The 19552-nt window shown below is 62.2% G+C and carries 16 protein-coding genes; 7 read left to right on the top strand and 9 right to left on the bottom strand.

The window, feature by feature from the left end:
• The first annotated feature begins 20 nt into the window (after positions 1–20).
• On the top strand, positions 21–1535 hold the full coding sequence (locus ABEB22_RS15980; RefSeq protein ID WP_349295392.1) for an aldehyde dehydrogenase (NADP(+)): 1515 nt from the start codon (positions 21–23) through the stop codon (positions 1533–1535).
• Positions 1536–1559: 24 nt separating this feature from the next.
• On the opposite strand, the gene ABEB22_RS15975 is transcribed toward ABEB22_RS15980, so the two are convergent.
• Positions 1560–2489 carry a LysR family transcriptional regulator gene (locus ABEB22_RS15975; protein ID WP_339114633.1) on the bottom strand — a complete coding sequence of 310 codons (930 nt, stop codon included), beginning with the start codon at positions 2487–2489 and terminating at the stop codon, positions 1560–1562.
• Complete coding sequence (locus ABEB22_RS15970) at positions 2489–3391, bottom strand: sugar kinase (protein ID WP_349295391.1); 903 nt, start codon at positions 3389–3391, stop codon at positions 2489–2491. Before ABEB22_RS15970 ends, ABEB22_RS15975 begins: the two co-directional genes overlap by 1 nt.
• A 342-nt stretch (positions 3392–3733) precedes the next feature.
• Between ABEB22_RS15970 and ABEB22_RS15965 the strand changes: the two genes are divergently transcribed.
• Positions 3734–5194 (top strand): NarK family nitrate/nitrite MFS transporter, encoded by a 1461-nt coding sequence (locus tag ABEB22_RS15965; RefSeq protein WP_349295390.1) that lies wholly within the window; start codon positions 3734–3736, stop codon positions 5192–5194.
• A 71-nt stretch (positions 5195–5265) separates the two neighbouring features.
• The gene (locus tag ABEB22_RS15960; protein WP_349295389.1) at positions 5266–7071 is read left to right on the top strand and encodes a bifunctional protein-serine/threonine kinase/phosphatase; all 1806 of its coding nucleotides are present in this window, start codon (positions 5266–5268) and stop codon (positions 7069–7071) included.
• Here ABEB22_RS15960 and ABEB22_RS15955 read toward each other — a convergent pair.
• Together ABEB22_RS15955 and ABEB22_RS15950 are read right to left on the bottom strand one after the other, a co-directional pair.
• A complete protein-coding gene (locus ABEB22_RS15955; RefSeq protein WP_406871169.1) occupies positions 7034–7444 on the bottom strand; it encodes a (2Fe-2S)-binding protein in 411 nt (136 codons plus the stop codon). The two genes, ABEB22_RS15960 and ABEB22_RS15955, sit on opposite strands and share 38 nt — an antisense overlap.
• Before the next feature lie 1304 nt (positions 7445–8748).
• Complete coding sequence (locus ABEB22_RS15950; protein ID WP_339114628.1) at positions 8749–8955, bottom strand: cold-shock protein; 207 nt, start codon at positions 8953–8955, stop codon at positions 8749–8751.
• Between the two features lie 330 nt (positions 8956–9285).
• On the opposite strand from ABEB22_RS15950, the gene ABEB22_RS15945 reads away from it, so the two are divergent.
• Positions 9286–9792 (top strand): PRC-barrel domain-containing protein, encoded by a 507-nt coding sequence (locus ABEB22_RS15945; protein WP_350935289.1) that lies wholly within the window; start codon positions 9286–9288, stop codon positions 9790–9792.
• Between the two features lie 974 nt (positions 9793–10766).
• On the opposite strand, the gene ABEB22_RS15940 is transcribed toward ABEB22_RS15945, so the two are convergent.
• The 5 genes from ABEB22_RS15940 to ABEB22_RS15920 are packed head-to-tail and all read right to left on the bottom strand — an operon-like array spanning position 10767 to position 16124.
• Entirely contained in the window at positions 10767–11744 is a 978-nt protein-coding gene (locus ABEB22_RS15940) for a sugar ABC transporter substrate-binding protein (RefSeq protein ID WP_349295386.1), read from the bottom strand.
• Positions 11745–11798: 54 nt separating this feature from the next.
• Positions 11799–12758 (bottom strand): ABC transporter permease, encoded by a 960-nt coding sequence (locus tag ABEB22_RS15935; RefSeq protein WP_349295385.1) that lies wholly within the window; start codon positions 12756–12758, stop codon positions 11799–11801.
• 11 nt (positions 12759–12769) lie between these two features.
• Positions 12770–13744 (bottom strand): ABC transporter permease, encoded by a 975-nt coding sequence (locus ABEB22_RS15930; RefSeq protein ID WP_349295384.1) that lies wholly within the window; start codon positions 13742–13744, stop codon positions 12770–12772.
• On the bottom strand, positions 13741–15249 hold the full coding sequence (locus ABEB22_RS15925; protein WP_349295383.1) for a sugar ABC transporter ATP-binding protein: 1509 nt from the start codon (positions 15247–15249) through the stop codon (positions 13741–13743). Before ABEB22_RS15925 ends, ABEB22_RS15930 begins: the two co-directional genes overlap by 4 nt.
• A complete protein-coding gene (locus ABEB22_RS15920; RefSeq protein ID WP_349295382.1) occupies positions 15246–16124 on the bottom strand; it encodes an arginase family protein in 879 nt (292 codons plus the stop codon). Before ABEB22_RS15920 ends, ABEB22_RS15925 begins: the two co-directional genes overlap by 4 nt.
• Before the next feature lie 309 nt (positions 16125–16433).
• Here ABEB22_RS15920 and ABEB22_RS15915 point away from each other — a divergent pair, with 309 nt between their 5' ends.
• The 3 genes from ABEB22_RS15915 (at position 16434) to ABEB22_RS15905 (ending at position 19435) form a co-directional block, all read left to right on the top strand.
• A complete protein-coding gene (locus ABEB22_RS15915) occupies positions 16434–17360 on the top strand; it encodes an AraC family transcriptional regulator (protein WP_349295381.1) in 927 nt (308 codons plus the stop codon).
• 105 nt (positions 17361–17465) lie between these two features.
• A complete protein-coding gene (locus ABEB22_RS15910) occupies positions 17466–17810 on the top strand; it encodes an EthD domain-containing protein (RefSeq protein ID WP_349295380.1) in 345 nt (114 codons plus the stop codon).
• Positions 17811–18022: 212 nt separating this feature from the next.
• Positions 18023–19435, top strand: coding sequence for a cytosine permease (locus tag ABEB22_RS15905; protein ID WP_349295379.1), 1413 nt, complete (start codon positions 18023–18025; stop codon positions 19433–19435).
• Positions 19436–19552: the final 117 nt, after the last annotated feature.

Below are 19552 nucleotides of genomic sequence, written 5' to 3'. Positions count from 1 at the left end.
CGATATAGAAGGATATCCTTATGAAATTTACACCGCATGGCAAACATCTGATCGCAGGCGAATGGGTGGCCAGCTCCGAGACATTCGAGAACGAGCCGGTCTATGGACCGGCTGTGGCCTTCTCGATGGGAACGGTGGAATTGGTGGACCGTGCCGCCCGTGCCGCCGAGGAGGCCTTCTGGTCCTATGGCTATGCCTCCCGCGAGCATCGTGCCGGCTTCCTCGAGGCTATCGCCGAGGAAATCGAGGCGCGCGGCGCGCAGATCACCGAGATCGGCTGTCAGGAAACCGGTCTGCCCGAGGCGCGTCTGAATGGCGAGCGCGGGCGTACCGTGGGCCAGCTCAGGTTGTTTGCCACCACCCTCCGCGAGGGCAGCTATCTCGATATCCGCCATGATGCGGCTTTGCCCGACCGCCACCCCCTGCCGCGCCCCGATCTGCGGTTGATGCAGCGCCCGATCGGGCCGGTTGCGGTCTTCGGGGCGTCCAATTTCCCGCTGGCCTTCTCGGTGGCGGGGGGCGATACGGCGGCGGCACTGGCGGCGGGCTGTCCGGTGGTGGTCAAGGGCCATTCCGCCCATCCCGGCACGGGCGAGATCGTGGCCGAGGCGATCCATGCCGCGATCCTGCGCACCCGGCAGCATCCGGGGGTGTTTTCCATGGTGCAGGGCGGCAAGCGTGAGGTGGGGGCCGCTCTCGTGCAGCACCCGGATATCAAGGCGGTGGGCTTTACAGGATCCTTGGGCGGGGGACGCGCGCTCTTCGACCTGTGCGCCGCGCGTCCCGAACCGATCCCGTTTTTCGGCGAGCTGGGCTCCGTCAACCCGATGTTCCTGCTCCCCGAGGCGCTGCATGCGCGCGCAGGGGCTCTGGGTAAGGGCTGGGCGGCCTCAATGACCGGATCGGCGGGGCAGCTATGCACCAATGCAGGTATCGCTGTGGTTCCCGAAGGGCCCGCGGGAGATGCCTTTGTTGCGGCCACGGCCGAAGCTCTGAAGGAGATCGGACCGCAAGTGATGCTGACCGCAGGGATGGCGCGCGCCTATCGGGAGGGTCAGGCACGGTTTGACGGGCGTAATTCCGTGCGGCCTGTCTACACCACCACATCGGAGGGCCGCGAGGCACGGCCCAATCTCTATGAGGTCAGCGCCCAGACATTCGTGAACGATCATATCCTCTCCGAGGAGGTCTTCGGTCCGCTCAGCCTTGTGGTGCGGGTGGCCGATGGCGCGGAAATGACCGATCTTGCCCGCCGCTTTGAGGGGCAGCTGACCGCGACTGTGCATATGGAGGCAGGCGATAGCGCTCTTGCGCGCGCGCTGCTGCCCGTGCTCGAACGCAAGGCGGGCCGCGTTCTGTTCAACGGTTTCCCGACGGGTGTCGAGGTGGTGGACAGCATGGTGCATGGCGGGCCCTATCCTGCCTCCACCAATTTCGGGGCCACCTCGGTGGGCACGATGGCGATCCGGCGCTTCCTGCGACCGGTCTGCTACCAGAACATCCCCGCCGAGATCCTGCCTGCGGATCTGGGCTGAGACCGGTCCGCCTGCGCGGGGGCATTATGCGCCGGGCGCCAGCCTGGCGCGTATTGCGGTAAACAGGGCCTCTGCTGCAGGCCCGAGATGCTGGTCCCGCCATCGCAGGATCTGATAGGGCGCGACATGGATCGGGGTGTCGAGCGGCAAGCGCCTGAAGGCCGCACTGACCGGATGGTCGATCATCATCTCGGCCACCTCGCGCGAGAGGGCGGCAATGGCATCGCTGTCGCGCAGAAGCGCGATGATGACCAGGATCGAAGAGGCCGAGACGACATTCGCAGGCGATGTGAGGCCGTTTTCATGAAAGGCGTTTTCGACCGCGCGACGGATCGGCGTGCCGTGTTGCTGCATGACCCAGAGGCGGTCGTGCAGGGCTGCGAGATTGAGCGGTTTTTCCGCCAGAAGCGGGTGATCGTGCCGGACCAGAAGATCGACCGCCTCTTCGCGTCCGGGCCAGATCGCAAATCCGCGATCGTCGACGCTCTCGGGCAGGCGGGCCAGAACGAAGTCCAGTTCATTGCGCTGGAGGGCTTCGACAAGCTGGGTGGAGGGCGCGACCTCGAGCGTCAGATCCACTTCGGGCGAGGTGCGTTTCATCTGTGTGATTGCGGGCACGACGATCCCGATGGCAGGTCCTGTCACCGCACCGATACGCACCCGCCCGCTTTGGCCCGCCTTGAAGGTGCCAAGGGCTTGCGATAGGCGCGTCTGCGCAGAGACAAGCTCGGCCGCATAGGCCGCCAGAAGTGCGCCTTCGGCGGTGGGCTCCATCCCCTTCGGTGTGCGCACAAACAGCGCGGCCTCATAATGCGTCTCCAGCTCGCGCAGCATGCGCGAGGCTGCGGGCTGGGCAAGTCCGCAGATCTCGGCGGCAAGCCCCAGCTGGCCATAGCGGCTGATCGCTGCGACGAGTTGCGCCTGCATTGGGCGCAGGGCCATGAAACGGGCCATCAGACCAGATCGGCCATGGGGATCAGCGCCCCGCGATGCCTGACCACGCGGCGCGCCATGTCATGGCCCGCCGCGATCGCGCGTGCAAGCGGTCTGCCGGTGGCCAGTTCGGCCAGACAGGCGCCATTGAAGCTATCGCCCGCTCCGGTTGTGTCCACCGGCTCCACCTGTTCGAGCGCATCGAACCGGTGGTCCTCTCCGGCATGGTGGGCCATGATGCCGGCCCCGCCATTCTTGACGATGACGGTCCGCGCGCCGGATGCGGCATATCGGGCGCAGGTCTCCTCGGGCGTCCGGTCGCCAAAACAGGCGGCCTCGTCATCGAAACTTGGCAGAATAACCGATGCTGCGCCCGCTGCGCGGGTGAGCCAGTCGCGGGCAGAGTGCGGGCTCTCCCAGAGTTTCGGGCGGATATTGGGGTCCAGAACCGTCATCACGCCCTCCGCTCTGGCCTGCGCTAGCGCCCCGATCAGCGCCTCGCGGCCTGAAGGGGACAGGATCGCGAGCGTGATGCCCGAGATATGAATGACCGCCGCGCCTGCCATCGTTGCCGCCAGCGCCTGCGGATCATCCGCGAGGGTTCTTGCGGCCGAGTTCTCGCGCCAGTAGGTGAAGCTGCGCTCTCCGGCGGCCAGCGTAATGGCATAGAGCCCGATCGTTCGCGTCTCGTGGAACCGCAAGGCGCCCGTTCCGATGCCGTTATCTTCAAGGAAGACCGGGATGCGCGCCGAGAACCGGTCGCGTCCGATGACCGTGGCATACTCCACCTGCCATTGCGCGGGCAGCTGCGCTCGCGCATACCATGCTGTGTTGAGCGTATCGCCTGCAATGCCCATATGCCAGAGATCACCGTCCGCTTCGGACAGTTCCAGCATACATTCCCCCACCGACAGAAATCGCATCTTCTTGTCTCCCCCCAAGAACGGTTTTCCTGTCAGCAAGCTCGCTTAAAGTGAGCCTCGGTGCAAGCGCATGTCTGTGCCGTATAGGCGTTCGGGCCGCTGGACGAAGCCGATGTCCTGTCGGTGTCGCCGTGCCGGAGGAGGGCACGCGTGCAAATATGACGGATGCACAGGTTTTGGGAACAAAGATCGGGGGTGGCCGCGCAAGCGTGCGGCAGGGGGTATCAAAGATCGGTGTTTTGCCTCTGGATTGCCAATGCCAGATATCCTGCCGGGGAATTCGCGTTTAACTAGGACCGGATTCTAATAGATTTTCATCCGCGACATGTCGAAGGATCTCTCATGTCACCATCCGGCTTCAACATTTTTTCATTCACAGGAAAGATGAAGATCCTGCATCTGACCTGGTTTGCGTTCTTTCTGACCTTTGTTGTCTGGTTTAACCTCGCGCCGCTTCTGGCGCAGATACAGGCGAGCCTTGGCCTGAGCAAACCGCAGGTGACGACCCTTCTGATCCTCAACGTGGCGCTGACTATCCCTGCGCGCATCATCATCGGTATGATGACCGACCAGTTCGGACCACGCCGCGTCTATTCTGGGCTTCTGATTCTCTGCTCGATCCCGTGCTTCATCTTTGCCGTGGCGGACAGTTTCACGCAGCTGGCATTGGCGCGTTTCGCGCTCGGGTTCATCGGGGCGGGCTTTGTTATCGGGATCCGGATGGTTTCGGAATGGTTTCCGGCCAATGAGCTCGGCACGGCCGAGGGTATCTATGGTGGCTGGGGCAATTTCGGCTCGGCCGCGGCGGCCTTTACCCTGCCGACCATTGCGCTGGTGTTTGGCGGTGAGGATGGCTGGCGCTGGTCGATCGGGCTGACGGGGGCGCTCTCGCTGGTCTTCGGGTTCATCTATTACGCCTCGGTGCAGGATGTGCCCAAGGGCTCGAAATATTTCCGCCCCAAGAACGCCACCGCAATGGAGGTAACCTCCAAGAGCGATCTCTACTTCCTCCTCGTGATGAAGGTGCCCTTGTATATCGCGCTCGGGGCGCTGGCCTGGCGGCTGAAGAATGTGGATATCTTCACCCCGATGACGACCAATATCGTCTATTTCGGCCTTCTGCTGCTCTATATCTATGATGCGATGCTGGCCGTGCGCGCCAATCGCCGCGTCTTCAAGGAGGAGGTGCCGGAGTTCCAGCGCTACAAATTCAAGCAGGTGGCGATCCTCAATATCCTCTATTTCGCGACCTTCGGTTCGGAGCTGGCCGTGGTTTCCATGCTGCCCCTGTTTTTTGCCGAAACCTTCGGCCTGAGCCCCGTGGTGGCGGGGATGGTGGCCTCGGCCTATGCCTTCATGAACCTCATGTCGCGTCCGGGCGGCGGGATCATCTCCGACCGCTACGGGCGCAAGAAAACGCTCTTGATCCTGACCGCCGGTCTGGCGGTGGGTTATGCGCTTATGGGGATCGTCGATAGCAGCTGGCCGGTCTGGCTGGCGGTGGTTGCGGCCATGGCCTGCTCGTTCTTCGTGCAGGCGGGCGAAGGCGCGGTCTTTGCGGTGGTGCCGCTGATCAAACGCTCGCTTACCGGCCAGATCGCGGGGATGACGGGGGCTTACGGCAATACCGGCGCGGTGATCTACCTGATCATCTACTCGCTCGTGCCGGCCTCGACCTTCTTCCTTGTGATCGCGGGCACCGCAATCATCGGCTTTATCGCGCTGTGTTTCCTCGAGGAGCCCTCGGGCGAGATCGCCGAGGTTGACGAGGACGGCTCGGTGACCATGATCAGGGTGGGCTGAAGGCCTGCCACAAGGCAGGGCGGCGGGAGGGATCGCCCTGAATATCGGGCATCGCAGTGAGGGAGGTCATCATGGGCAGCAGACCCGTTCCGAGTTATGCGCGCATGAAAGACCAGTTCCCCACCCATCCGTTAAAGGCCGTGATGGGCGGCTATTCCACCGCTGGCCCCAAGCCGCGTAATGATGACGCGATCTCGGGGCGCATCCCGTCCGAGCCCTACGAGCTGCATGCCAAGGGCGCGGTGATCTGCATCGCCGACGGCATCAGCACGGGGCGCAATTCGGACAAGGCCGCGCAGATGGCGGTGCTGCAATTCGCGCAGGATTACTATTCCGCCCCCGAAAGCTGGACGGTGGCGGATTGCTCGGCGCGGCTGATCTCGGCGCTCAATTCCTTCTTCAACGCCCAGAACCGTTCCGGCTCGCCCGAGGCCGAAGGACAGGTCACCACCTTCACCGCGCTTATTGCGCGGGGCCAGTCGGCGCATATCGTGCATCTGGGCGATACGCGCTGTCTGCGCTTGCGGGGCGCTGCGCTCGAGGTGCTGACCACCGATCACACCACCGCCTATATGGGCAACGGTCAGGCCCTGACCCGTGCGCTGGGGATCGACAGCCATGTGCAGGTCGATTACCGAGAGGAGGTGATGCAGGCGGGTGATCTGTATCTGCTGCTTTCGGACGGGGTGCATGGGGTGCTCGGTCTGCGCGAGATCGGCGCCGTGCTTGCGGATTTAGACCTCGGCAACCAGAAGGCGCTGGAAAAGGCGGCATGGACGCTGTGCGATGCGGCGCTGAAGGCAGGCAGCGATGACAATCTCAGCGCCATGCTGATGCGCATCGAGGCGCTGCCCTCGGAAAGCGTCAGCGAGGCGCATCAGCGGCTGACCCAGCAGACGATCCCGCCCGCACTTTCGCCCGGAAACCGGATCGATGGCTACGAGGTGACCCAAGTTTTGCATGCCTCGACCCGCAGCCATGTCTATCGCGTACGCCGCGCCGATCTGGAGGGAAGTTTCGTGCTCAAGGCCCCCTCGCGCAACTTTGCCGAGGATCTGCATTATCTCGAGGCCTTCGCGCTGGAACAATGGGTCGGCCGCCGGATCGACCATCCGCAGGTGATGAAAATCCTGCCGCAGGAAGACAGCCGCTTCCTCTATTGCATCGCCGAGTGGGTCGAGGGCGAGACCCTGCGCGACTGGATGCGCCGCCATCCGGTGCCAAGTCTTGCGCAGGTGCTGCCGGTGCTCTCTTCGCTGATTGCCGCGATGCGGGTGTTCCACCGGCTCGGCATGGTGCATCGCGATCTCAAGCCCGAGAATGTGATGGTCATGCCCGACGGGCGCGCCAAGATCATCGATTTCGGCTCGGTGCAGGTGGCGGGCTTCAAGGGGCTCTTGGCAGGGTTCCAGACCGAGCGCCCCGAGGGATCGCTCAATTATATCGCCCCCGAAGTGCTGACGGGGCAGGGCGCGACCAAGCTCTCCGATCTCTTCTCGATCGGGGCGATTGCCTATGAGATGCTTGCAGGCCATGTGCCTTTCGACCTTGAAGACCGCGCGGGCCATCTGCCTTCCAGACCCTCGGACTGGGCGCTAAAGCCGCTTGTAGAGACGCGCCCTGATCTGCCCGAGGCCGTAGGCGCGGCCCTTATGCGGGTGCTCTCTTTCGATCTCACAGCGCGCCCCGTTGTGATGTCGGAATTTCTGGCCGATCTGCGTTCTGCGCAGTCCCAAGGGGCTTTGGTGCCCGAATTCGTGCCGCTTCTGCAGCGCGGCAGCAAGGGGTTCTGGCGGGCGTGGGCGCTTGGCGCCAGCGCATTGGCGCTGGCGCTGGGGGTCATGCTTGTCCTCGGATCTGGTTTCGGGCAGCCATAAGCAGCCCAGCAAGCTCGGCTTTGCACGAGCCGCAATTGGTGCCCGCCGAAAGACCGGCCCCGATCGCTTCGACACTCTCGAGCCCCTTCTCGGCGATCTCGCGCAGGATCGTATTGCGCCCCACCGCAAAGCACGAACACACCACAGGCCCCGGATCGGGCGTATCGCCCCGCGCCTGACCGGCCAGCGCCCAAGCGGCTTCTGTCCCCGACAGACCGACCAGAAAATCGCATATGAGCGCCACCGGTTCGGAGCCGGTATAAAGCGCATGATCTGGGCGGGGGATGGTCGAAGCCCGCATATCCCATGCGGCGGGAGGCAGGAGCATATGGGCAAACTGCGTGGAAATCGTGGCCGCTGTCAGATCCCTCACGGTTTCCGCATCGGGCAGGGTTGCCATTGGATTGGAATGAAGGCTCCAGCACGCCGTGACTTTTTCTTCGCCCACCGCTTCGGGTGTGGAGGAAAGTTTCCGGTCACTTTACACGGCGGCACCGTCATCGGAGTGTTCCATATCCATATGGCAGCATGCGAGGTTTGACCCCGTTCGCACGATCAGATCGGCCTCTTCAAGACTGGCATCGATGCTCGCTCCTGTATCGGTGCTGCCCCCTCGCGGCGCGGAAGGACGCTGCCGGGGGAGGCGTGGAGGCACCGGGGCGATGAACGGCGTCGCGCCCGTGGCGATGGACCGCTTGTCAGAGGGCACCTCTCCCTGTTCGCCGATCACGACCTTACAGGCGCGGTCGATGAATGCGCGCGCCCGCCAAGGCGTGTTGATACCTTATGAGCGGTATAGCAGCTCTTGTCATGGGTAACGATCTCATAGGGGTTCTTTCTTGAAAACACGGGAGGCCGCATGATCCGGTCATAATTGCGGCGAGGACACACTGGAGCGCGCTGCCCTTATGCCTGTTGAGCATCACGAAACAGCGCTCGGTCGCATCCTTTCCGGGCGGCCTTCGCCTTTGTCAGAACGCCTCCCGCCCCCAGCCGCATCCCGTGCCATATGCGCTGGCTTGAAAGACAAGCCTGTCAGCATCCGGCCTCCAGATGTCGTCGATATGCGTGGAAGTTACAATGGGTGGATCGGCGACGGGTGGCCGTCTTCGCTTCTTGGAAACAGTGATCTTGGGGGCATCCGGTGGAAAATGATGCTCCGGCATCTCGGACAGGATCGATCTTCAATGCGTTCATGTGAGCGTAGAGCGGAAGATCGGGAAAGCCCGCGCTTATGGATCCGCTTCACGACGACGGATATCGCGGGAGAATACTGGCAAAAGGGGTCGTTTTCTGCGGACTGTCTTGCGCCGCCGGTCGGGTGCGGGCCTTACAGTTCGTCATGGCAAGATAAAAAGCGATCAGGCAGACCGCGTATGCGTCGCGCAAGAAAAAAGGCGGATCTGTGATCCGCCCTTTCGATAGTCTGGGTGCTTGATGCCCGTCTGCCTCAGCGATCCGTGTCGCGTGCCAGTCGGGCTGCTTTCAGCCGCGCCGTTTTTTCAGCGCGTTCTTTATGCTCGTCGTCTTGGATGTTCCTGAATGCCGCATCGGTCTTTTCCTGAGGGCTCGCAGACCTGCGGGAATTCTCCGTAGATAGCGCCTTCTGGTCAGGACGCGACGAGGCCGTCACACCGAAATCAGAGACTTTTCTGAAAAAATCGTCGGCCGAGCTGCTCAAGCGAGTTCGAGATCAGCAGCGGATTCGCGACCGTCGCGACCTGCGCGAAGCTCGTAGTTTACCTTCTGGCCGTCGTTCAGACCTTGCAGGCCGGCGCGCTCGACTGCCGAGATATGCACGAAGATATCTTTGCCGCCATCATCGGGCTGAATGAAACCAAAACCTTTGGTGCTGTTGAACCATTTTACGGTGCCGCTGGCCATATCCGTAGTCTCCAAGTAGAAAGCGCTGCCCGCGATATGCGACAGCTCGGCGAAAGTGATCCAAGTCGATCAGCCGAGACCGCAGAGGCGGGGGCAGAAATTCGATCAGAATAGCAATTGCGCACCCAACATGAAGGGAGATCGTCAAAGAGACAAGGGAAATTTTAGACTTCGGCGGATCTTGGCGCGGGATTTTCGCGACAGGGCGTGGAAGGGTGTCACGGTATTTTACACAGTGCGACACATATTCGAGATTTTTTTTCAAAAATCCGTGGAACGAACATTACGCTCAATAGTTGGGCAAGTGATCGACAAACGGAGGAAAACAAAATGAAATTCATGACCACCACTGCCGTCGCAATGGCCCTTATCGCTGGCGCTGCCTATGCAGATGACCACAAAACCGATGCGTCCATGGAGGCTGGTGCCGAAGCCAAAGTGGCGACCGAGGCATCCGCAAACGGCATCGATATGTCCGACTCGACGAATCTGATCCGCTCGCGCGACATCACCGGCGGTGACATCTACACCATCGCGAAGGATGGCGGCCAGAGCTGGGATTCGATGGATTGGGATGCGCTCGCCTCGGATTGGAACGATGACGGCTTGAACGACATCGGCGAGATCGAGGACGTGGTTCTCTCGCCCGAGGGCCAGATGGTCGGCGTCGTGGCTGAAGTCGGCGGCTTCCTCGACATCGCTGACAAGCATGTGGTGATCCCGGTTGACGCAACCCATCTGGTGCCGATCGATGACGGCAAATACGCAATCGTAACGTCGCAGACCGAAGAGCAGCTCGAGCAACTCAAGGATGTTGACGAAGGCTTCTGGAACTAAGACGCCAGACCACGGGCTTGCCCCTTTGCTATCGTGCCATCGCCATCAGGCGGTGGCACTTTTTTGGGTTGATCGCGCCAGTCCACAGGGCCCGTCCGGTATCGGCGGCTCCGTTATGTATCGCGGCGCGTGCCACGCCGATGCCGGTCAGGTGCGGATCCAAGATCTGGCCGATACGGTGGCGGGTCTGGATATCACACTCCGCATTGGACCCCTGCAAAGAAACGGGCCGATGCCAGCAGTCCGGATGACACGGGCGCGCGCAATGACCAAGGCACTGGCAAGCCGCAAGACGACGGACGTATTGGGGCCCATAACCTGCATGATGAGGCTGACCAAAACGAATGTGCTCACGGCGCTCAGGATAGGGGGCAGCACCCGATGTCCGGGGTGATGGAAATCTCCGCCTGTCGGGAAGTATGATCACGGCGCGCGCCTATACGTCTCGGGTTTCTGACGGGAGCTGTGATGTTGGCGCAGATAGGACCTTATCCCTGACCTCCCTTTCCACGCTACTCTGTGTCGGGCTGGCGTAAATCTTGGCGCGGGGCCCCGGCGGGCTGGAGGCGCATGTTGCGCCAGCGATCCGCGCGGCGGGCCTGCACCGCCGCGGAGCACTGCCCTCGAGCGCCATCCGGTCTTTTATCCGCGAAGGCGACCAGTATCCTTCTCGGGGAGAGGCCGCCACATTGCCCTACTCTGCACCTATATCCTTCGGCTGAAGCATGTGGTTTTTCATGGCTGCGTGCCCCCCGTGCGAGGCGCATAGGGTATGATCGGAATGCGATGGCACCCGGTGTCCTGCGCCGCTCTGCCGAGCCGACCGACCCGCGTCTGCGCTTGCTCGGGTCGGTGTTTCCGGCAGGTGGTAAGGCACGCGGATCCGTGCTGGGTGCCATTCCATGACAAAAGCGCCATGACAAAAGGGCAGCACGGGGATGCTGCCCTTCCGGTCTGTCGGTGTCGGCTGGACCTTACTTGCTCGGCCACGGTTTGCAGACGGCATCCACGTTTTCGGCGGTGACCATCGGGTGGGGCACATAGACCGATTTCGGCATGTCCGCGCCGTTGAACAGATCCACTATGGATTGCACGGCATATTGCGCCTCATCCAACGGCGATTGCAGAACGGTGCCATATTGCAGGCCGGCCTTGATGTTCTTGATGCCGACCGGTTCGCAGCCGCCACCAATCATTGCCATCGTCTTGGGGTCGAGCCCCGCGCGTTCTGCCGCAATCAGGACGCCCTGCATCATGATATCCTCCGCCGCATAGACGCCCACGATCTTATCGCCATATTTGGTGAACAGACCCGCAGCCGCCTGTGTCGAGGTTCCGGTATCCCAGTTGCCGGGCTGTGCGCCAAGGATTTCCAGTTTGGGAGCAATCTTGGCGAGCGTCTCGGTGAAGCCCTTGGTCATCGAGATGGTCTGCGCCTGACCGACGAGGCCGGTAATCATGATCACGCCGCCTTCCAGAGGCTTGCCCTTCGCTTCCAGAGCCTGCACGAGCAGCTGCGCGGATTTGGATCCCTGCTCCTCATAATTGCCGCCGGTATATTGGGTCCAGAGGTCCTCGCGGGCCTGATCGGGCTGCACATCGGTCAGCAGCAGCGGGATATCCGCGCGCTGGATCTTGCGCATCGCGGGGAACAATGCGGTGCCGTCGATCGTCCACATCAGGATTGCGTCAGGCTTCTTGGCGATGGCCTGATCAACCTGCGTGGCCTGCTGGGCGGCGTCGAACTTGTTGGTCACGACCTCGAGGTCGATGCCCTTTTCGGCGGCCATTTTGCGGATCTGGTCATTATAGACCGCGCAATATTCGCAGATATCATCGGCACCGAGGAAGATGACCTTCTTGCCTTTCTGTGCATCGTCAGCGGCGAAGGAAGCGGTGGCCAGAAGAGAGCCTGCAAGCAGGGCGCCGAGGGTGGAGCGGATGAGAGTCATGGAAAGACCTTCCTGTTGGGATGACGTTGTTTCTTGGTTTTGGTGTGTTGGTGCTCAGGACCCCGAGGCCCTGAGCCGCGTTTTCAGCCAGAGCGCTGGCGCGCCTCCGGCAAGCACCGCGATCAGCAGAACGGCACCGTTCAGCAGCAGGATCGCGGGAGAACTGGCACCGATAAGCCCCAGCCCATTATTGAGAACGGCCAGCACCATCACGCCCACGGCCACGCCGAAGGGGCGCCCGACGCCGCCCGAAAGAGCGATGCCTCCGAGGATCGCCGCCGAGGCGGCCTGCAGCAGAAGGTTCGCACCGAAGGTCGAAGAGGCGCGGCCCAGCGTGATGGCCAGAAGCGCACCGGCAAGGGCGGCGAAGAGGCCAGAGAGCACGAAGGTCGTGACGATCGCACCGCCCACATTGGCGCCGGCCATGGTGGCGGCCTTGCGCTGGCTGCCGGCAGCGATGATGTCGCGGCCCATACGGGTGAGGACCAGCATCAGACCGGTGAGGATAAAGAGCGCGATAGTGATCACCGAACGGGGCGAGAAGACGCCGAACCAGTCCATGTTGAAGGCATCGGTCAGATCGTAATTGGCAAAGCTGACCGCCTGTCCGCCTTCCAGCCAGACCGCAAAGCCCGACAGAAGGATCATCACGCCCAGCGTTGTCACCAGCGAGGACACGTTAAGCTTCAGCGTGACGACACCGTTGAAGAGCCCGACCAGCGCGCCAAAGGCCAATGCGGCGACCAGCCCGAGAGCCGCGTTATCGGCGCCGCATTTGAGCATGATGAGCCCCGAGACGGCGACCATCGCGCCGCCCGACAGGTCGAACTCGCCCGCCAGCATGGTCAGGGCCAGACCCAGGGCCACCAGACCCAGCAGTGCGAAACTGTCGCCAAGCGCGAAGATATTGCCCGCAGCAAGGAAGTAGCTGTTGAGCGCGGTGAAGATCACGCCCATGCCGATCAGCAGCACCCAGCGCAGGACAAGAAGGGGGTTTTCTGCAAGCGTTTTCATAGCGATCCTTTTCAGCGCTTCTTGCGGGCCAGAAGGGCACCGGCCGTCACGGCCACCAGAACGGCGAGCCCTTTGACCATCAGCTGGACCTCATAGGCGAAGTTGTTGACGAGAAGGATATTGGTCAGGACCGCCAGAAACAGCGTGCCCCAGGCCACATCGATGATCCGGCCACGGCCACCGCCAATGGCAATGCCGCCTACCAGCATCGCGGCGATGGCGCTGAAATCGAGGTCGGCGCCCACCCGCAGGTTGCCCGTGCCCGATTGGGCGGCAATCAGGGCCCCCGCAATTGCGGCTCCGGCCCCTGCCAGAACATAGGAGAGGATGACCATCCGCGTGACCCGCAGGCCCGCCAGCTCGGCGGCGGCGGCATTGGTGCCGCGCAGGCGCAGCTCCCATCCGGCGCGGGTGCGGCTCATCAGGATTTCGCCCAAGACAACAACGATGAGGAAAATCACCGCCTGCCACGGAACGCCGGGCAGGATGGCGCCGCTTCCCAGCCATGTGGGACCGCCCCCGGCCAGAACCGTGCGCCCGTCCGACACCCATGTCGCCAGACCTGCAATCAGCGAGCCTGCCGCGATGGTCGAGATGATGGCATTGCAGCGAAGCCAGCCCACGACCAGCCCTGGCAGGAGTCCGAAAACCAGACCCAGCAGGATGCTGGCCAAGAGCGCGGGGATCACACCCCAGCCGGAGACCATGACGAAGATAATCGACGAGAAGGCCGCCGTGCTGCCAAGCGACAGAGCGAAGAGATTGCCCGAAATGGTGACGGAGGCCAGACCGACTGCGGCAATTCCCACGGTCGATGCCGCAAAGAGGATCGAGGAGATATTCGAAGCGGTGGCGAAATTGTCGATTGTCGCGCAGGCCACCAGAAACATGACGACCGTGGTGATCTGGATTACCGTGGCCTGCACGCGGGCGGGGGCGAACATCCCCGATACGCGCGAGGGCGGGGAAAGAGGTGCGACGCTCATGCGGCAGTCTCCTTTTCGGGGCCATGGAGGATATCGTGCAGGATCGCATCGGCATCCATCTCGGGGCGGTCGGCATCGCGCACCACGGCTCCGCGATAGAAGGTCACGATACGGTCGGAGGCATCGAGCACCTCTTCAAGGTCGGTAGAGTAGAAGAGAATGGCCAGCCCCTCGGCCTCGGCCAGACTGCGCAGCTGGTCATAGATCTCGGAGCGTGCGCCGATATCGACACCACGGGTCGGCTCGTTGAGCAGCAGAAGACGCGGCCCGAGAGCTGCGGCCTTGCCCAGCGAGACCTTTTGCTGGTTGCCACCCGACAGGGTCGAGACATCATGGGGCAGACGCGCCGGGTCGATGGCAAAGCCGCGGGCCAGCCCGGTTGCCTTTTCGCGGATCGCTGCCGGAAGTATCCAGCCTTTTCTGGACACGCGATCAAGGATCTGGCTGACCAGATTGGTCCCGATCGGCGCCTCGAGAAACACCCCACGGCGGGCGCGGTCCTCGGACACATAGGCGATACCTGCGGCATAGGCCTGCGTGATGTTGCGCGGCGTGACGTCCGCGCCATCAAGCGACAGTGTCCCCTTGGCGGGTTGCAGGCCCGCAAGGCTTTCCAGAAGCGCATCGGCCCCCGAGCCAAGCTGGCCCACCAGCGCCAGGATCTGGCCCGGCTGCACATCCATGCTGACGGGCGCGACACGGCCCGGCACGCTCCAGTTGTTCAGTGACAGGCGCGGGGTTACGCCATGCCGGGCATGGCTCGGGGCGATCTCGCCGATCTTGATCTCATGGCCGATCATCGCCTCGACCAGCGTCGCATTGGTCAGCGCCGATGTATCGGCGGTCATCACATGCTGGCCCGAGCGCAGCACGGTGACGCGGTCTGTCAGCGCGAAGATCTCGTTCAGGCGGTGCGAGATGATAACGATGGTGGTGCCTTTTTCAGCCTTCAGGCGGCGCAGAACGGCAAAGACCTTCTCGATCTCGCCATCCGACAGGGTCGCGGTCGGCTCGTCGAGCAGCAATACCTTGGCCCCGCGTGCGATGCCGCGTGCGATCTCGATCAGCTGGCGCTCGGCCAGCGGTAGGGTCTCGGCCAGCGCATCGAGCGCCACATGCTCCAGCCCCACGGAATCCAGCACCTGACGGACATGCGCGCGGAACGGCTCGCGGCGGTAGATCCGGCCCACCTCGCGCGCGCCCAGCATGACGTTATCCAGAACGCTCAGATGCGGGATGATCGACAGTTCCTGGTGGACGATTGACAGGAGCGCCGGATCGACGGGCGTGCCCAGTTCGATCTGCATGCCGTCAATGCCCAGTTCGCCCTCGTCGGGCATCACAAACCCGCCGAGGATTTTCACCAGCGTGCTTTTTCCCGCGCCGTTTTCACCGCATAGGCCGTGGATCTCGCCTGCCGCCAGATCGATGTCCATGCCGCGCAAGGCACGGACACCGCCATAGCTTTTCTTGAGGCCCCTTGCGCTCAGGATGGGTGCGCTCATGCGTTCTCCGATCCGACCATCGGCAGCTCGGCCAGCGTTCTGGACAGGTTGATCATGTCCCAAGGCAGGAATTCGGTGATGGCGAGGCCGACCATATCCAGTTCGCCCGCCACGCCCTTCAACAAGCTGACGATCTCTTCCAGCTCCAGCTTGCCGGTAGCGACCCCCTCAAAGGCACCTTCGGGGGCGTCGGGTTTGTTAAACAGCAGGTAGTCGCGGCCGACGGGGTTCAGCACGTCAAGGTCGAAATGGACTGCAACCTTGGTCGCGCCCGAGGCCTTCAGCCAATCGACAACCGCTTGCGGGTTGGCGCGCAACGCATCGGGGCCGATCACGCTCATGCTGCGGTCTGCCAGATAGGTTTCTTCGACATCCATCATGTCGTTCACGCCGACATAGAGAACCTTCTTGGGATCGACCGGACGTTTCACAACAGAGGTGAAATCGGCATCGCCATCACCCAGCAGCATTGCCAGCACATGGGCGTGAGCGTGACTGAACAGGCTCTTGTTCATTACGTCGGGATGAGCATCGACCCAGAGAACGGCCATGTCGTCTTCGTATTTCTCGGCCAGATAGGCGATGGGGGCCAGATCGACAAGGCAGTCGCCGCCCACCGTCATGATCGCTTCGGGGGCATGTTTGGCAATCGCCTCGCGGGCGGCGTCCAGCTGCGCCAGCAATGCCGCGCGCGCTTTGATGCCGTCCTGCTCGGAGCGGTCGCTCTCTACGGGGATGGCGATCGTCTCGACAGGCCCCGTTGCATCGGGCAGCAAAGCCTCGAGGATCTTTGCGCCCACGCGATACGCCGGCAGGTCACCGCCCTGCCATTGGGGCATTACAAGGCGCAGGGTGGTCTGGGAAGTGCGGGTCATGTGATCTCCGTCGATTTGCAGCGTCATTTGGAAGGATGATGGCCATTTCTTGTCCCGGATCGCTTGGCTTACACGGCCAGAAAGTCGGACTCGCTGGCCAATTGTCAGAGGGTTCCGGGGCCACGACATGTAGGGCGCAATTCGCACTTTGTGTGATATTTAGGCTTAGTGATGAGTTGATGATGAAAATATCGTCACATATTGGGCAATTTGCACCGGATCATGCGGCAGGACTCGCGCAAATGGATCAAACCTCTTAGCGGAGGTTATAGGAAAATCCATCTCTTCACGGTTATCAGGGATACAGGAATGCAGCATCTGAGCACCGCACATCAGGCGCCGGGAATGCAGTATGATTTCTGGCACAATATCGTCGAGACCTCCTTCACCCATTGTGATGGCATCGCGCCCGATCGGTCGCGCTTCTATGCGGAGATCGATATCGCGCGCTGCGGCGACAGCGAGCTGACGCTGCTCTCCTCTGATCCTGTCCGCTACGACCGCAAGGAACGCCATATCCGCCAGAGAGACGAGGAGACCTTCTTCATCTCGGCGATGCTGGAGGGTGGCGGCTTCTTCCGCCAGAATGACCGCTCGGTCCGCCATGACGCGGGCACGGTGCTGATCTATGACGGTTCGCGCCCCTATCATTACGATTATCCCTCCCGTTACCGTACTGCGCTACTGCGTGTGCCGCGCCGTATGATAGAGGCACGGATGCTGGGCGTGTGCGATCTGGGGGGCACCCTGCTCGAGGCGCACCGTCCGCAAGCGGCGCTGATCCGTAACCTGATCACCAATCTGATCGACACTGCCCGCGAAACCGATGTGCCCGAGCAATTCCTGTCGCCGACGCTCGACCTGATCTCGGGAGCCGTTGGGCAGGGCGCGCCGCGCACCGAAGTCGCAGGCCGTAACGATACGCTCAACCGCATCAAACGCTTCATGATCGCGCATATGGCCGAAGAGGATCTGTCGGTGGCCGATATCAGCGAAGCGCAGAATATCTCGGTGCGTTCGCTGGGGCGGGTGTTTGCCGCCGAGGGTACCACGCCGATGAGCTGGCTGCGCGACCGGCGTCTGGCCGAAGCCCATGCGATGCTTTCGGAAGGGCGCGCGCGCTCTGTTACCGAGGCGGCGTATGCATGCGGCTTCCGCGATCTGAGCTATTTCGGACGGGCGTTCAAGAAAGCCTACGGCAAGACACCGCGGCAGGTCTCCACCCTTTGTCATTGAGACGGCTCGCATTCGTCCGTCACGGTCAAATATGTGACCGTCAAGGACGAGCGAGTGGCAGGGTCTTGTGCAAATCTGGGGTCACCAACAGATATGGAGACCGCAATGTATACCGTCGCCTTCATCATGAAGCGCAAGCCCGGCATGTCGCTGGAGGACTTCTTGGCATATTACCGTGACCGTCACGGACCCCGCATGGTCGAGCTGATCAAAGATAAGGGGCTAATTTCCTATGAGCATTTTCCTGTGGCCCCGCAGGATAAGGGCCGCTATCTGGCCGAGGGCGGTCCGGCCTATGACGCCGTCTCCGTCTATAGCTTCGCCACCGAGGCGCAGGCCGAGGAGTGCTGGGACCTGCCTGAGGTGATCGAGGACAGCGCCGCCTTCATCGATCTCGACGCGATGGTGACCCTGCCTACGAACCGCCGCACCGTCTTCATGTTCGGCTGATCCCGCCTTCCGGACCGGCATATCCGACGCGCCCGCCTGCCAAGGTCGGGCGCGTTGTGCATTGTAGGCTGCTCTTTTTGGCGGGTCTGGGCGAGACTATGGCCGTTGAGTCCAAGTTTTCTGACAGCTGCGCGCGCATTCTGGGCAAAGTAGGGCCGGTGAGGTCCGTTTTTGTCAAAGGGGCCCGGAGCGGCTCTGTCAGGGAGACTGCAATGTCCGAACAACTACTCGAAACCCGATCCTTCGATTATGTGCCCGACGCCGAACGGCATGGCAATGTCCGCTCGCAGGTGCAGCTCTGGTTCATGATCAATGCGCAAATTCTGACGATCTACACGGGAGCGGTCGGCGTGGCCCAAGGGCTGTCTCTGGGCTGGGCGCTGATCGCGATCCTGACCGGATCGCTGGTCGGCACGCTGTTCCAGGCCTTCCACGGGGCGCAGGGCCCGGTGATGGGTCTGCCGCAGATGATCCAGTCGCGTGTGCAGTTCGGCTCGCGTGGCGTTTTGCTTCCGATCCTTGCCGCCACTCTCTCGCCTTTCGGCTTTGCGGTCTTCCTGATCCAGACCTCGTCCTTCGCGGTCAGTGATGTCACGGGGATCGGTTCGCTGACGCTGCTGCAGGTCTTGATCGCGGTGATCGCGGGCGCGATCGCGATTGTCGGCTTCCGGCTGGTGATGAAGGTCGAGAAATTCGCCTCGTGGCTGACGCTTGCCAATTTCGCCTTGCTGACGCTTGCCGTCTTCACCGTCCTTCCTATCGGCGAGCTGTTCGACAAGGGCGGGTTCATCACCCATGCCTTCTTCCTGCAATTCGGCGTCTCGGCGATCTACCAGCTGGCCATTGCACCGCTGGTGTCGGATTACACCCGCTATCTTCCCGCGAGGACCAGCGGTGTCAAAGTGTCGGCCTCGGTCTTCTTCGGGACCACGCTTTCCGCAGTCTGGCTCGAGAGCATCGGTGCCATCGTTACGACCGCCTATCCGGATCTTGATACCATCGCTGCCGTGCGCCAGCTGGGTGACGGTTTCGGCTTCGGGCTCGGGGGCTTTACCATGGTGGTCGCAGCGCTCAGCTGCCTGATCACGATCTCCATCACTGCCTATAGCGGCACGCTTGCACTGATCTCGGGGCTCGAGGCCTTCCGCCCGCTGCGTCCGACCGCAAAGCTGCGCACCGTGTCGATCACCCTCGGTATGATCCTTGCGCTGATCTGCTCGCTCGCCATGTCGCAGGATATGCTCAACACATTTGGCGCCTATCTCGCGATCCTTGGCTATGTGCTGATCCCGTGGACGGCCGTGAACCTGACCGACTACTACCTTGTGCGCAACGGTCGCTATTCGATTACCGATATCATGCGCCCCGATGGCGGAATGTATGGTGCGTGGGGTGGTATCGGCATTGCCAGCTATCTGATCGGGTTCGTGGCGATGATCCCCTTCTTCAGCTCGGCTCTCTATACCGGCCCGCTGGCCGCGAGCATGAACGGTGTCGATGTCTCCTTCATCGTCGGTCTGCTGGTCTCCTCGGTAGTCTATGCTTTCCTGGCTCGCCGGATCGATCTTGCCGCCGAGATGCAGCTGGTTCGCAACGCCCCGCTCAATACCTTCGACCACGCCTGAGTGGCGGGTCCTGACCGTGCGCCTGTGGAGCGCACGGCCTGCCAATCGCCAGGGCGGACGCTTGCATAATACGTCTGCCTTGGCACTCTTGGCCAATACAGCCAGCTTATTCGGCAT

It is taken from the genome of Thioclava sp. 'Guangxiensis', from assembly GCF_045348365.1.
GTDB classification, from domain to species: Bacteria; Pseudomonadota; Alphaproteobacteria; order Rhodobacterales; family Rhodobacteraceae; genus Thioclava; species Thioclava kandeliae.
This window is presented reverse-complemented; position numbering and strand designations above follow the sequence as displayed.